The sequence below is a fragment of the Bacillus horti genome (assembly GCF_030813115.1).
Taxonomy (GTDB): domain Bacteria; phylum Bacillota; class Bacilli; order Caldalkalibacillales; family JCM-10596; genus Bacillus_CH; species Bacillus_CH horti.
Window position 1 is genome coordinate 70,453 of the sequence record NZ_JAUSTY010000004.1, and the last position, 14,408, is coordinate 84,860.

The 14,408-nt window shown below is 39.1% G+C and carries 16 protein-coding genes; 15 read left to right on the plus strand and 1 reads right to left on the minus strand.

The window, feature by feature from the left end:
- Nucleotides 1-7: 7 nt before the first annotated feature.
- From J2S11_RS05460 to bcp, 14 genes are all read left to right on the plus strand, one after another.
- Nucleotides 8-409: a TadE/TadG family type IV pilus assembly protein gene (locus tag J2S11_RS05460; RefSeq protein ID WP_307392007.1), complete on the plus strand. Its 402-nt coding sequence runs from the start codon at nucleotides 8-10 to the stop codon at nucleotides 407-409.
- Nucleotides 410-441: 32 nt separating this feature from the next.
- Nucleotides 442-1,149 carry a hypothetical protein gene (locus J2S11_RS05465; protein WP_307392011.1) on the plus strand — a complete coding sequence of 236 codons (708 nt, stop codon included), beginning with the start codon at nucleotides 442-444 and terminating at the stop codon, nucleotides 1,147-1,149.
- Between the two features lie 65 nt (nucleotides 1,150-1,214).
- Complete coding sequence (locus tag J2S11_RS05470; protein WP_307392012.1) at nucleotides 1,215-2,948, plus strand: hypothetical protein; 1,734 nt, start codon at nucleotides 1,215-1,217, stop codon at nucleotides 2,946-2,948.
- Nucleotides 2,949-2,967: 19 nt separating this feature from the next.
- Nucleotides 2,968-3,312 carry a hypothetical protein gene (locus J2S11_RS05475; protein ID WP_307392015.1) on the plus strand — a complete coding sequence of 115 codons (345 nt, stop codon included), beginning with the start codon at nucleotides 2,968-2,970 and terminating at the stop codon, nucleotides 3,310-3,312.
- A 70-nt stretch (nucleotides 3,313-3,382) separates the two neighbouring features.
- Nucleotides 3,383-3,715 carry a hypothetical protein gene (locus tag J2S11_RS05480; protein WP_307392018.1) on the plus strand — a complete coding sequence of 111 codons (333 nt, stop codon included), beginning with the start codon at nucleotides 3,383-3,385 and terminating at the stop codon, nucleotides 3,713-3,715.
- Nucleotides 3,716-3,970: 255 nt separating this feature from the next.
- The gene (locus J2S11_RS05485; protein WP_307392020.1) at nucleotides 3,971-4,180 is read left to right on the plus strand and encodes a hypothetical protein; all 210 of its coding nucleotides are present in this window, start codon (nucleotides 3,971-3,973) and stop codon (nucleotides 4,178-4,180) included.
- 86 nt (nucleotides 4,181-4,266) lie between these two features.
- Entirely contained in the window at nucleotides 4,267-4,587 is a 321-nt protein-coding gene (locus tag J2S11_RS05490; protein ID WP_307392022.1) for a hypothetical protein, read from the plus strand.
- Nucleotides 4,588-4,699: 112 nt separating this feature from the next.
- A complete protein-coding gene (locus J2S11_RS05495; RefSeq protein WP_307392024.1) occupies nucleotides 4,700-5,656 on the plus strand; it encodes a D-2-hydroxyacid dehydrogenase in 957 nt (318 codons plus the stop codon).
- A gap of 246 nt (nucleotides 5,657-5,902) precedes the next feature.
- A complete protein-coding gene (locus J2S11_RS05500; RefSeq protein ID WP_307392026.1) occupies nucleotides 5,903-6,976 on the plus strand; it encodes a FecCD family ABC transporter permease in 1,074 nt (357 codons plus the stop codon).
- The gene (locus J2S11_RS05505) at nucleotides 6,977-7,996 is read left to right on the plus strand and encodes a FecCD family ABC transporter permease (protein WP_370875456.1); all 1,020 of its coding nucleotides are present in this window, start codon (nucleotides 6,977-6,979) and stop codon (nucleotides 7,994-7,996) included.
- Between the two features lie 13 nt (nucleotides 7,997-8,009).
- Nucleotides 8,010-8,843: an ABC transporter ATP-binding protein gene (locus tag J2S11_RS05510; RefSeq protein WP_307392030.1), complete on the plus strand. Its 834-nt coding sequence runs from the start codon at nucleotides 8,010-8,012 to the stop codon at nucleotides 8,841-8,843.
- Nucleotides 8,844-9,099: 256 nt separating this feature from the next.
- A complete protein-coding gene (locus J2S11_RS05515; RefSeq protein WP_307392032.1) occupies nucleotides 9,100-9,840 on the plus strand; it encodes an ATP-binding cassette domain-containing protein in 741 nt (246 codons plus the stop codon).
- Nucleotides 9,837-11,000, plus strand: coding sequence for an ABC transporter permease subunit (locus tag J2S11_RS05520; RefSeq protein ID WP_307392042.1), 1,164 nt, complete (start codon nucleotides 9,837-9,839; stop codon nucleotides 10,998-11,000). The genes J2S11_RS05515 and J2S11_RS05520 overlap by 4 nt, the downstream gene beginning before the upstream one ends.
- Nucleotides 11,001-11,092: 92 nt before the next feature.
- Nucleotides 11,093-11,560 carry a thioredoxin-dependent thiol peroxidase gene (bcp, locus tag J2S11_RS05525; protein ID WP_307392045.1) on the plus strand — a complete coding sequence of 156 codons (468 nt, stop codon included), beginning with the start codon at nucleotides 11,093-11,095 and terminating at the stop codon, nucleotides 11,558-11,560.
- Nucleotides 11,561-11,650: 90 nt separating this feature from the next.
- On the opposite strand, the gene J2S11_RS05530 is transcribed toward bcp, so the two are convergent.
- Complete coding sequence (locus tag J2S11_RS05530) at nucleotides 11,651-12,076, minus strand: RDD family protein (RefSeq protein ID WP_307392048.1); 426 nt, start codon at nucleotides 12,074-12,076, stop codon at nucleotides 11,651-11,653.
- A gap of 210 nt (nucleotides 12,077-12,286) precedes the next feature.
- Here J2S11_RS05530 and J2S11_RS05535 point away from each other — a divergent pair, with 210 nt between their 5' ends.
- On the plus strand, nucleotides 12,287-13,990 hold the full coding sequence (locus tag J2S11_RS05535; protein WP_307392050.1) for a M3 family oligoendopeptidase: 1,704 nt from the start codon (nucleotides 12,287-12,289) through the stop codon (nucleotides 13,988-13,990).
- Nucleotides 13,991-14,408: the final 418 nt, after the last annotated feature.

Below are 14,408 nucleotides of genomic sequence, written 5' to 3' on the forward strand. Positions count from 1 at the left end.
GGTTAGGTTGAGAAAAATTAGAAGGCTGATTAAAAATGAACGTGGCTCACAGCTCTTAGAGTTTGTGGCCATGTTCCCGCTTATTATATTTGCCTTTCTGTTTATTTGGCAAATGGCCCTAGCTGCCTACACGGTTGTAGTGGCTGAAGCAGCTGCTCGTGATGGGGCGAGGGTTGCCGCTGTAGGGGCTGATGCAGGTTCTGTGCAAAATGCGGTTCAGCGCTCGGCTTATGGTTTAAACACTACTTCAAGTGTTCAAGGGCCTCAAGCTGCTTCATACGGTGGCGAAGAGATTACTGTTGTGGTAAAAGCAGAGCTACTTACGATTCAGGTTCCTTTTATAAATGAGCTTGAATTTACTGTAACGGCTTCCGCTACAATGCCTTTTGAAGGAGTTGATGAGCCATAGCACGCCATTTAAAGAATCAAAAAGGCGGTACGATGATCATTGTTATTGGCTTGGTTATGGGCGCTATATTTATAAGCTTTATTTTCTTTGATATGTTCACTGTGTTTATGAATAAAAGAGTGAGTCAGACAAGTGCTGATGCGGCTGTGTTAGGTGCTGTACAAGAAATTAAAACAGTCTATGAAGAAAGCTTGACGGAGCAGCTTAAGACCGAAATGGAAGAGCTTGAAGAAAAGGTAGAGGAACGACTTGAAGAAATTCTCGCTATCATTGGAGACGATGAAGGGGATGATGAAGAAAGCAATGAGGATCCGCCTTATGATACAGATGACAAGGATGAGTTAATCAAATTGATTCTTGAGGACATGGACGTACCTGAGGAGCTTCATTGCTACTTTGAAAGTCCAAGATGCCAATTAAATGCAAATGCTGCATTAGCCTATTTCTTTGAGGATATCGGGACGACCAGTCGGGTCTGTCAAGCGATCGGCTCTAACTGGAGTCGTGTTGAGCAGGCTGCTCAATACTATGCCACCAAAAATGGGGCACAGGATGAAGTTGAACTCATTTTTCCATATAGAGATCAGTTTGCTATCTATGCTGCTGTATATACCGAGGCTTCCTTTGTAACGGTGGATGATGCTAGCTTCGGAGCGGGTGCTCGAAATGTGGAAGCCGCTGCTGCAGCAAATATTGTTTTTCCTGAGGGACTAACGTTTGTTTTAGGCTCTTGTAGGTGAATAAATATCTTCAACAGATTTATATATAGCTCAAAATTACTTAAAAATACTGAAGGGAGAGTTCAATGAGTAATCGAATGAATAAAGAAAACAACAAAATAGCCTTGAAATTACAACGATACTCAAAGGATGATCAAATCGTGCACCAAGCAGGATACAATAGAGAGGCGTTGAATGGGCTTTACCGCTTCATTATGCTCTCTATGATTCTGCTAGTTCTCATTGCTTCTTTGGTTAGCACTCTTCCTTCAACTACATATGCAGTTGAATTACCAACAGACTTTATTTTTGATTACGATTACCCACCACACCTGATTCCTAGGGAAATTGATATACCTAATTGGGGTGGTGGTGGCCCAGGAGGTTCAAGCTGGTGGGATAGATTTACTGGCTGGCTAGGATCTGGAGCTAACTGGTTAGGTGATCAGTTTAGTAGCTTTGGAGGCTGGATTGCAGATGGTTGGAATTCTTTTTGGAGCAGCGTTTCTGGATGGTGGGATGGCTTATCTGATTCAACTCAGGGACTAATCCTTGGAATATTAGTAGGGCTAGGTGTCGCCATTCTTGTCGTCATTGTTGGTTTATTGATCCTAAAATTAGGACTTGTACTTGTCATTGTCGCTGCAATAGCAGCCGTAGTGGCAGCTGCTATTTATGGATTTATGGTTGGGGCAGAGAATTTCAGTTTCCTTGAAGCTGCATTATATGCGGTAGCTGGTGTTCTTGCCGTTATAAGTGTGGTAAAGCTTGGAGGTATCCTTGCAGGAACGTTTGCTTTTCTTCGCACAGGATTGCCATTACTATCAGCTCCATTAAAGGGTTTTTTCTCAGTTGCAGGTTTGGCTTTTCGTTCATTCTTTACTAAACTAGGAGGAGCTGCACTTGGGTTCCTGACGCGTATGGGTGGAGCACTGAAAGGTATGTTTACTGCCTTGGGACTAGGGAAGGCGCCGTTGATACGTGGAATGGTAGGTGCATGGCAAGCTATTGCAGGAAATATGCGTCTTGCCTGGATGGCATTCCGTACAGGAAGTTGGTCTGTCCTTTTTGGAGCAGTGGGTAATGCATTTAGAATGGCAGCAAGCCAGTTGTTCTCAGGCCTAAGGATAGCTGCCAGTAGAATATGGGCTGGAGCGATGGGTACAGGTGGGCTGCGTGCTGCTTTCCAAACGGCTTGGAGTGCTGGTGGGGCATTAATGCATGGAATTCGTGCAGCTTTTAGCACATTGGGAAGAGGTTTAAGTATAGCTGCATCTCGATTCAGCTCTTTATTTGCTGGTACAGCAGCAAGCGCTTGGGCGCCAGCCCTAAAAGGAATAACACAATTTTTTCAAGCATGGGGAATTTGGACAGGTGTGAATTTAATGACCTCTGTATTCTTTGATTATATTACTGGAGGAGACATTAACATAGGGCAATCTTTCAAAACTGCACTAATAGGTGGAGGAATTGCGGGACTCCTGTTACCATCTAGTCGTTTTGCTACCATGCTGGCAACTACTCAATCACGCTTATCTGCTACTGGGTTCGGTGTATCTGTTGCTTCTATAGCTGGTATAGGAAATGTGTTTGGAACATGGTGGGCAACTGGAAGTGTCTCTATCTATGATTTTTATGTTGGTTTTGGTGTAGGTTCAACTTTATTTGCTTTTAATATTTTTGGTGGAAATTTCTTGTCTAGTTTAACAACTGCAACCGCTACTGCGTTTGATGCTGTAGTGACAAAACCTTTAGAGAATCTGTTCAATTCAATAAAAGACTTTTTTAAAGGAGATAGTGCCACTTCTGGAGAAAAATGATGATTTGAGGGGTGTAGATATGGGTTTTAGAAAAGTGAAGCAGTATTGGAAAGAAGATAAAAGAGGAAGCTTGACAGCCTATTGCTTTTTTATGGCACTCCTTTCCTTTACTCCATTCTTTGCTCTCATTATGTATTTTGGTTATAGTGATGGGATTATTTATCAAGATCAAATACCAGCGTTTGTGAGATATATTATTTTTCCTTTGTCCTTTCCATTAGTTATTATATTTGGTGTCCTTGCTTTTACTGGGCTCTATGCTCAAATATACAATAAGAAGCTAAGCAAGCATTCTCTTATTGTAGGAATCTTTATTTTTTTAATTATGATATCCACCATTATAATACCTAGAATGTTGAGCTGAGGTTTTGCCTATTCAGATTTGAGAATTGGTTATGAGGTTTAAGAATAATTAATTTTTTCAGGGTGCAGAAATGGTACATAAAAAAATCAAGAAATTTTGGGACAATAATGATGGAAAGAAGCTATCTACTTTTTCCTTTTTTATGATGGTTGTGTCTATGACACCCTTTGCTATTTTAGCGTTTTATTTCGGCTATATTGATGGAAGTATTTATTATGATAGGCTGCCATGGTCTGTCATGTATATTTTGTTACCAGTATCTATGACTATCTTTACATTTTTTTTGGTTCTTACACTTACTGGGCTGTATGCTCAAGTGTATAAAAAGAAGCTATCAATGCATAGCATCCTAGTTGGAATAATTATGGTAGTTATTATGTACTTAATCAATTTCTTACGCTGAGACCATAAAAGAGAGAGTAGGTATGTTTTTACGAAAAGTAAAGAAGTATTGGAAGGAAGATAAAAGAGGGAAATTAACAGCATACAGCTTTTTTATGGCATTTCTCTCTTTTGCACCATTCTTTACTCTCATTATGTATATGTCAATTCTCCCCTCAGAAGCAAGTTCTAATCTTTACACTATTACTACACTTTGCGTATGTTGATGGAAGTATCTACAAGAATTTTAGTTAATTGTATAAATGAGAGGGATGACATGGTAGTAAGGGAACAAGTACCTTGGTTTGTAACGTATATAATCTTACCATTAACAATTCCTTTTACTACTTTTTTCTCTGTACTTGCTTTAATTGGACTTTATGCTCAAATTTATAAAAAAGAATTAAACAAAAGTAGTGTCATTGGTGGAATTGTACTATTCTTAATTTTATTACTGACTATTATTATCCCAAGAATTTATAAGTAATTATAATTTAACTTATTATTCCATTTGGATGTATGGGTATTACTTGAGTTAATAAATGATTACACATCAGTATAGGAGGCTACTACATGATACTAAAAAAAATTAAGAAATACTGGGATGGTGATCAACCTCGCGAGCTTACTAAATTTAGTGTGGTCATGACGCTGATTTGTATAGCTCCATACTTTCTCATGATGCTCATATTCAATGGCTTTGAAAATCCTGAACAAGTTCCAACGGTATTAGGTTTTGTAGTGCAGGCTTTTAGCACCATTACTGCTTGTGCATTCGGTGTTTTCGCTTTAACTGGAATTTATGCGATGATGGCAAAAAGAAAATTAGAAAATAATACTTTTTTTGTAGGGTTAGTATCCTTGTTGATCGTATTGTTTATCATTACTAGGTAGTATCAGTTGTTTTAAGGGTTTTTATTAGAGTGTGATACACTAATAGAGTAACTGAGAACTAAATGAGAACTATTTGATATATGGCAAAGCATTTTTAGTGGGGTGGAAAAAATTGTACATAGTATCTACAGCAAAGTTAAGTGATAAACATCAAGCTAACCTAGAAAGAGAGTTTCCTAGTAGCACTTTTGTTTTTTATGATCATATGAAGCAGGTTCCCGCGGATGTGCTGGCTCAGGTGGAGGTGCTGGTGACGTATGGTGAAGATATTACTCCTGAAACAGTTGAACAAATGCCGTCTTTAAAGTGGGTGCAGGTGCTTAGTGCAGGACTAGAGCTTATTCCATTTTCGGAGCTTGAAGCAAAACAGGTTGTCCTTACTAATGCCAGAGGAATTCATCGGATTCAAATGTCTGAGTATACATTAGGTATGATTCTGCAATTGGCTAGGAAGGGCTACGAGTTCTATGATCAGCAAAAAAAGGGGATCTGGAATCGCTCACTTCGAGTAAATGAGATACATGGAGCAACTTTGGGAATCCTAGGACTGGGAGCAATTGGTCAAGAGATTGCAAGGAAAGCAAAGGCCTTTGATATGAAGGTTATTGGTTTACGTAGAAGTACGGATCAGGCATCATTGGATTACGTAGACGAGCTTATCCCTTCGGAACAGAAAAGCAGGATATTTGAAGAAAGTGATTATGTGGTGGTTATTTTACCGCATACTTCTAGTACAGAGCATTTTATCAGTGAGAAGGAATTAGCTCAAATGAAGGAATCAGCCTACCTAATTAATATTGCAAGAGGCAAAGTAGTTGATGAGAAAGCTCTTATTCAAGCGCTAGAGCAGAAAAAGATCGCTGGTGCAGTGTTAGATGTATTTGATGAAGAGCCTTTGCCAGAAGAACATCCACTATGGAATATAGACAATACTATTCTCACTCCCCATGTTTCTGGTCGTTCGCCTATGTACATGACCAGGGCGTTAGACATTTTTACACATAACCTTAAGCTGTATCCAAATAAAGCTGATATGATAAACCTTATACCGATGCAACGAGGGTATTAAATGCAAAAGCTAAGCACCGAAAGTATCATGAATACTTCGGTGCTTTTTCTTTTGTGCCTTAGTTTGTCATAAAATAACTAAAAATTTAAGCAAAAACATCTTGAAATGAGCAGAGATAATAGGTATACTTACAATGATAATGATTCTCAATGTCAAATTTTCTCCGATAGATGAACTAACCGTTGAATTTATTACACTTCATAGATGTTGTGTAACAGATGGGCAACAGAAGGATTAGATGAACGTATGTCGAGTCAAGAATCAAAAACGAATCAAGAATTAAGTGATCAAAATAAACAGGTCAAAAAGGAAGTGAAGCTACGCTCACGCCCGCTGATAGCTACAATAATTTTAATTGTAGGCTCAGTAGCCTTAGCCCTAAGTCTAGGACTATCTATTTCTGTAGGTGCGGCAGATATTGATTTTGGAACAGTTTGGGAGGGTGTCTTTCAATTCAACCCTAATGAAACGGCTCACCAAATTATCCAAGAGCTGAGAATGCCTCGTGCTCTAGCAGCTGCATTAATCGGTGCTTTTCTAGCCGTATCCGGAGCTATCATGCAAGGGATGACACGTAATCCCTTAGCTTCACCGTCCATCATGGGAGTTACGGACGGATCAGCGTTTGCGATTGCGATTGCCTTTGCTTTTTTCCCTGGAACCTCGTATGTTGGTTTACTTATGTGGTCCTTTGTTGGAGCAGGTCTTGGTACTCTTCTTGTATTCGCCATCGGCTCATTTTCCAAAACAGGATTAACTCCAGTTAAGCTAGCTTTAGCTGGAGCAGCTGTGGGGGCTTTACTGAGCTCACTTTCCTCAGCTATCGCTATCCGCTTCGATGTGGCACAGGATATTAGCTTCTGGTATGCAGGAGGCGTTGCTGGGACGAAATGGGTTAGTATTCAGCTTATTGTTCCCGTGGCTATTGTCGGTCTAATCCTTGCCTTTATACTAGCCAGATCTGTTACCGTGTTAAGCTTAGGTGAAGATGTAGCTAAAGGACTAGGTCAGCGTACCGTTTGGGTGAAGATCATTGGTACGATTGTGGTTTTACTTTTAACTGGTGCTGCAGTTTCCGTTGCAGGTCGGGTTGGATTTATTGGTTTGGTTATTCCACATATCACTAGATTTTTAGTCGGAGTGGATTATCGTTGGATTATTCCTAACGCTGCTATCTTAGGTGGCCTGCTATTGGTTTTAGCAGATGTAGGGGCTAGGATGGTGAACGCTCCTTTTGAAACACCTGTGGGAGCCATTACGGCGGCAATAGGTGTACCCTTTTTCCTTTACTTAGCAAGACGTGAAGGGAGGGGCTTATAGATGCAGCATTTGAAACAGAAGAGTAAAAATCCAGTCTTGATTATGGTGACTTTATTTGTCCTGATTGTGATTACTTTTTTTATAAGCCTTAATCTAGGAGTTATTCGTATTCCTCCTATTGATGTGTTGAAAACCTTTTTAGGGCAAGGTACAGATAGAGATCAGCTAGTATTGTTTGATTTTCGTTTACCTAGAATGGTGATATCGATTCTAATTGGAGCAGGTTTGGCTGTTTCAGGTGTTATTCTACAAGGGATATCACGTAATGGTCTTGCTGATCCAGGGATTTTAGGAATTAATGCAGGTGCAGGGTTAGCGGTTGTTTTATTTATTTACTTTTTCCAAGGTAGCTTGACTGGACTAGGCACTCTTTCCATCTTTATTATGCCGTTCTTTGCTTTAGCTGGTGCTACCTTAGCGGCGGTCCTGATTTACGTCCTTGCTTGGAAAGATGGTGTAACACCTGTCCGTCTTATACTAGTTGGGATTGGGATCAACGCAGCATTTGGTGCAGCCTTGATTATCTTCCAATTGAAGATGAATCCTAGGGACTTTATGCAGGCAACGATTTGGTTAGCAGGGAGTATATGGGGAACGAATTGGAAGTTTGTTTTTGCTACATTGCCATGGATTTTAATCCTTATTCCGATAACCTTACTTAAAGCAAGATATTTAAATGTACTTAACTTGGGAGATCAGACGGCAACTGGTTTGGGGACAGCCGTTGAAAAGGAAAGACGAACCCTTCTTTTACTTGCTGTTGCTTTAGCAGGTTCTTGTGTAGCTGTCGGAGGGGGAATATCCTTCTTAGGATTAGTAGCTCCCCATTTAGCTAGGAGGCTTGTTGGACCAAAGCATCAGCTTCTTATTCCTACCGCTGTACTTGTAGGAGCACTTTTATTACTTGCTGCTGATGCGATTGCCAAAAATCTGTTGAGTCCAGCAGAAATACCAGTTGGAATTGTTGTTTCCGTATTAGGCGCTCCGTATTTTATCTATTTATTAATGAAAGCAAACTAGAGGAGGAAAAAGCATGGTCACTTTAACGACAGAAAAGCTAGGCATTGCTTATGGTGAAAGAGATATTGTGAAGGACCTTAACCTTAAAATTCCAGAGGGTAAAGTTACTACAATTATTGGTCCTAACGGCTGCGGAAAGTCTACGATTCTAAAGACTATGGCCCGTATTCTACAAGCGAAGACGGGAGTGGTTTATCTAGATGGTAAGGCCATTCACAAGGAGTCTACAAAGGAAATCGCTAAGAAAATGGCCATTCTACCCCAAACACCTGAAGCCCCTAGTGGTTTAACGGTGACCGAGCTAGTTTCCTATGGTCGTTTTCCTCATCAACGAGGCTTTGGTAAGCTGACAGCAGAAGACAAAGATATTGTCCGTTGGGCGTTAGATGTTACGGGGATGACCGAATTTCATGATCGCACAATTGATGCGTTATCTGGTGGTCAGCGTCAGCGCGTCTGGATTGCGATGTCCTTGGCTCAGGAAACGGATTTACTTTTGTTAGATGAGCCTACAACATACTTAGATTTAGCTCACCAGCTTGAGATTTTACAGCTTCTTGAGCGTTTAAATCAAGAGCAGAAAAGAACGATAGTCATGGTTATTCATGACCTGAATCATGCCGCGCGCTTTGCTCATCATATGGTGGCAATTAACGGTGGTAATATTGTCAAGGAAGGATCGCCAAGCGAGGTTATGACCTGCTCTGTATTACAAAAGGTATTTAATATTGATGCGGAGATCGTAACAGATCCTAGAACACAGAAGCCAGTTTGCATTACGTATGACTTACTTGGAAAATGCCCGGTGATGCAGGATCATCCATTAGGTCTAGCGAAGGCTCTTTAATATTGTAGTTCTATTTAGGCATGAGCTTGTCCTATAAGTTATATGCACAACTTTCTCTAGTTCAAAGAAGCTAAGCCTATGTGCTTTATGAGATTTAAAACCTCTATTTTCCCCAATGCGTGTGGAGAGATAGAGGTTTTTTGTAGTACTTGAAAGTATAGAATTGATACAATGTTTTGCTTTTGAAAAAAACGTTACTTTTTTGATACAGTACCGTAAGATAAGAAGATGAGCAAATTATTGAGGAGGGAAGTATGTGATTGAAGTAAAGGGAGTTAGTAAAGCTTTTCAAGATAAGAAACAAACGGTATATGCAGCTAAAGACATCTCTTTCACAGTGAAGCAGGGGGAGATTGTCGGGTTATTAGGGGAAAACGGCGCAGGGAAAACCACGCTTTTGAGAATGATAGCGACACTACTTGAACCTAATGAAGGTAATATTACAGTTGCAGGCTATGATACGTTACAGCAGCCCATGGAGGTTAAGAAAAGAATTGGGGTACTGTTTGGTGGTGAAACGGGACTTTATGAACGTTTAACAGCTAAAGAAAATTTAGAGTACTTTGCTACTCTATATGGCATGAGTAAGCAAGAAACGAAAGAGCGAGTAGAAGTGTTAGCTGTTCAATTTGGGATTGAAGATTTTTTAAATAGAAAGCTTGGAGGGTTTTCTAAAGGAATGAGACAAAAAGTAGCGATAGCTCGAGCCTTGATTCATAATCCTCAGATTATCTTATTTGATGAGCCGACAACCGGATTAGATATTACCGCAGCGAACGTTTTCCGTCAGTTAATCCATCAGCTACGTAAGGAAGGAAAAACGATTATTTTTTCTAGTCATATTATGGATGAGGTAAAACATCTTTGTGAGTCCATTCTATTGATTCATAAAGGGGAATTAAGGTATAACGGAACATTGCAAAATTTGTATGCAGAAGCACAAAATGATGATTTGAATGATATTATGATGTCAAAACTAATGAGGGTAGACAAATGATTAAAAGGATATATGTAAAAGAGCTTAAAGACATGTTCCGTGATACGAAGACCTTACTACTGAGTGTTGTCGTTCCTGTTATCATGATTTCCTTAATGCTTTTCTTCTTTGAAAGCATGTTCTTCTCAGAAAACAAGGTAGAGCTAAGTAGAGTAGCCGTTACTGCTGAGCTTAATCCAACGATTAAGGAGTCTCTAGAGCAAAATCCGACCATTGAGCTGCTCACCGTTAGTGATCCTATGCAGGCTGCAGTAGATGGAGAGGCTAGACTTGCATTATTAACGAGTGAGACGGCTTCAGCAGCTGATGCAAATTCCTTACCTAACATAACGATTTATGCGGACCAATCAAGTACGAGTTCATCAAATGCAGTTGGAGTTGTTATGGGTCAGCTAGAAGTACTTAAAGATCAAATTATGTTAGAAAGACTGAATAGCCTTGGAATAGATAGACAAGATATAACGGCTTTTGAAACAAGTGTTCAATCGTTAAGTGGGGGAGAAGAGGTCTCCTTAATGCTCTTATCTATGCTCTTCTCTATAGTTATAGTGATGTCCGTTATGCTAGGCGGCTTTCCTGCGGCAACTGATTTATTTGCTGGAGAAAAGGAACGAAAAACAATGGAAGCCTTACTGATTGCACCGGTAAGTAGAATGAAGCTGATTACAGCAAAATGGTTGACTATAGCAACAATTGGGAGTATCAGTGGAGTCTTTTCAGTATTAGCCTTCCTGCTCATTACGAGGACATTAACTCCTAACATAGCTCAAGCCATTGACTTTGGAAGTCAAAGCGTTATTCTATTCCTATCCGCTGTTGTAGGTATCGTTGCCTTTGCCTTGATGTTTTCAACGATTCAAATGATGATTAGTATCATTGCAAAAAGCTTCAAGGAAGCACAGAATTATCTGTCTCCAGTTATGTTTGTAGGAATGGTTCCTTATTTCTTGCTTCTAGGAGTTGTTCCAAATGAATTTACCTTTGGACACTATGTCATTCCTTTTATGAACATTTACGTCCTATTAAAGGAATTAATCTATGGAATCTATTCGATTCAGACCATTTTGTATGTCGTTGGGAGTACAGCACTTGTCGTTGCTGTTGCGTTTACCATAGCAAACTGGATGTTTACAAAGGATAAGTGGGTGCTAGGGAAGTAACTTTATATCATACTTGCTTATTTGCGGATTATGAAAGGATAATAGAGGGTACCTTACTTAGTGATAAGAAAGCTGAAAGGAGTTTTGTAATTATGGCAAATGATGTAGTCGGTCAAAAGGTTCCTGATATTAAGCTTCCAGCTAGTGATGGAACAGAAAAGTCTTTACTTGATTTCGAAGGAAAAAATGTGGTGCTTTATTTCTATCCAAAGGATATGACTCCAGGCTGCACGACACAGGCCTGTGATTTTAGAGATTATCATCCGAAGTTTGCAAAGCTTGATACGGTAGTAGTAGGAGTAAGCCCGGATGATCTAAAATCTCATGATAAGTTTATTCAGAAGCATGATTTACCCTTCTTATTATTAGCAGATACGGAGCAAAAGCTTGCTGAGCACTTTGGTGTATGGAAGCTTAAGAAAATGTTTGGTAAGGAATTTATGGGTGTTGAGCGCTCAACTTTTGTGCTGAACAAAGAAGGAGAGATTGTTAAAGCATGGCCTAAGGTTAAAGTGGATGGGCATGTTAAAGAGGTTCTTTCCTTTATTGAAGAGATTTAGGTGAGTATCTTAGAGAAAATTAGTTCCCGTATCGTATAGTGTATAAAAAAGTAAGGGTTCCCTGAATATATTTAGGGAGACCCTTACTTTTTAATCTGTATAAGTCACGCAAGTACCTGCAATGAGGTCGTGCAGAGCTCGTTTATCTTCTCTTACACAGACCATAACGACACTTACAATAGCTGCTATCCCAAAAGTAATTCCGTAAATAATACCACTAACAATAACTCTTAGCAACATATTCCCTATGTGAACGTCCTCTCCGTTCGTTTTTACAATCCGGATACGACAGATAGCTTTCCCTACGGTTTGTCCGGACCAAAATAGAGGAAGGAGTAAGTAATAAAGACTTGATAAGAGCCTTGAGATATCTTCAGCAAAATCTATCTGAAATAAGAAAAAAAGAACAATATTAATAGGTAAAAAAATGATAATACTATCTAAAAGTGTGGCCCATAACCGAATCCAAAAGCCAGCAGGAACAATATCCTCTTCGGTAAAATCTCTTGTGTCCATAAAACTCTCCTTTTGATTAATATCGTTCTCATTTTACAGCATAAATGGATGGAAATCTTCATTTTTTCTATATTTTTTCTGTTTTTATTTTTCAAAACAAATATTTTGGCAAAACTAACATTTTGAATTTTACCAAAAATCAGTGATTGGATATATCAGTATGGTAATGTAGTTTAAAGGATGATTAATAGCGCAGAGGAGATGACGCAGATGAGCGGTAAGTTAGATTTTTTTCAAGAAAAGATTTCTTTGCAGGACCCAAATCATGTTGAGCAAAAATTAGCTCAGTTACTGCAAAAGGAAATCCATTCGGTGGAAGACCTTGAGCAATTCTTATTAGAAGAGACAGAGCTAATAGAGGCTATAGATGAAGTACTAAGTGGAGATTATATTGCTTTTAATCGCTATAACAATGATCCTGAGATCAAGAAAAGATACGAACATAATCAAGAGGTTATTCAACCACTTCTTAAAAAATATGAAGCTCTACTAGACAAAAAATTCTACGAAAGCCCATATAGAGAGCAGTTAGATCAACAGAAATATAATGTGCTTATCAAATCTAAAGTGAATTCCATTGAGATTTTTAGAGAAGAGAATATTTCTTTACAGGTGAAAGAGGATCAGCTACACAATAGGTACTTTGAAATTACGGGAAGCATAACAATAGATTGGAATGGGGAAGAAAAGACAATTCCTCAAATGCGGAAGTTCCTAATGAGCTCAGACCGTCAGATACGTGAAAAAGCCTGGAATTTAATTTGGGATGAAGTGGGTAGTAAGGAGCAGCAGCTAAATGAAATCATGAATGAGCTTATTCGGCTTAGACATCAGATTGCTCAAAATGCGGGCTTTAAGACGTATAGGGATTATATGTTCAAGAAATACGAGAGATTTGATTATACACCAGAGGACTGCTTTCAGTTTCATGACGCAGTAGAAAAGCATGTGGTCCATTTGGTTCAAGAGATAAAGAAAAAGCATCAGCTTGAGATCGGGGTAGAGGATTATCGACCTTGGGATACACAAGCTATTCCTAAGGGGCAGGAGCCCTTAATCCCGTTTAAGGAAGCAGATGAGCTGGTAAAAGGAACGATAGATATATTTGAGCAGCTTGATCCTGTCTTTGCAAAGCTTGTTCAAGATATGAATGATCATGATTTGCTTGATTTAGAAAGCAGGAAAGCAAAATCTCCAGGAGGCTTCTGTTCGAGCTTACCTGTTACAGGATTGTCCTTTATTTTTATGAATGCTGTTGGAACACAGGATGATCTTTCTACTATGGTTCATGAAGGTGGACATTGTATTCATAATCTGTTGGCCAAGGAACAAGCTTTGGCGAATTATAAATCTGCTCCGATGGAGTCTGCTGAAGTGGCCAGTATGGCTATGGAGCTATTTACGATTGATAAATGGGATCGTTTCTATCAGGATGAGACTGATTTGAAGAGAGCGCAGAAGGAGCACATTGAGGGCATTATATCCTTTTTCCCATGGGCAATGGTTGTGGATCGTTTTCAGCATTGGATATACGAAAATCCGCAGCATAGTATCAAGGAAAGAAACAAAGTATTTATGGATCTAATTCAACGCTTTACATTGCCTGGTATCAACATTGATGGAGTAGAAGAGAAGATAAAACTTCGATGGCTATTACAACTCCATATCTTTGAAGTTCCATTTTACTATATTGAGTATGCTGTTGCTCAGCTGGGAGCTTTACAGCTCTGGAAGAAGTATACGGAGGACCCTAAGGGGGCTATTGCAGGATATAAGGAGGCATTAGCTTTAGGCGGATCAAAGTCACTACCAGATGTGTATGCAACTGCAGGAATAAAATTTGATTTCTCTACTGATATGATTCAAGAAATGATGCAGTTTGCCAAAGTGCAGTTAGACAGATTAAAAAGCTAATGTTTTTAACTATAGCTCTTCTTTCAATACCTATTGTTGGCTATTTATTCTTTTTGAATCTCGTAGCCCTATTAAAGAAGATAAAGCAAGGTGAGGTGACTCATGAAAATACTTTCTTTGGGGGACTAATGCTTGCTTGGATTCTTTCCTTAATGATGTGGCTAATTATAAATTCCTAATAGTATGTCGATTATTGCCAAGGAAATAGTATACATTTAATAGGGTAATAGAGAGTGACTTGAGAGAGAGGATGTCTTTTGAAGGTCACTCTTTTTGGACAGCTAAGAATTTATAAATTTGAACAATGATTTCTTCAAGTTTTATAAATTCTGGCTTCATGTAAAAGTTTCCTCTAACGATGGGCTAGGCAGCCTCTTCGATAAGGCTTCAATAGAAGCTTTTCTAATGAATTAGTTTA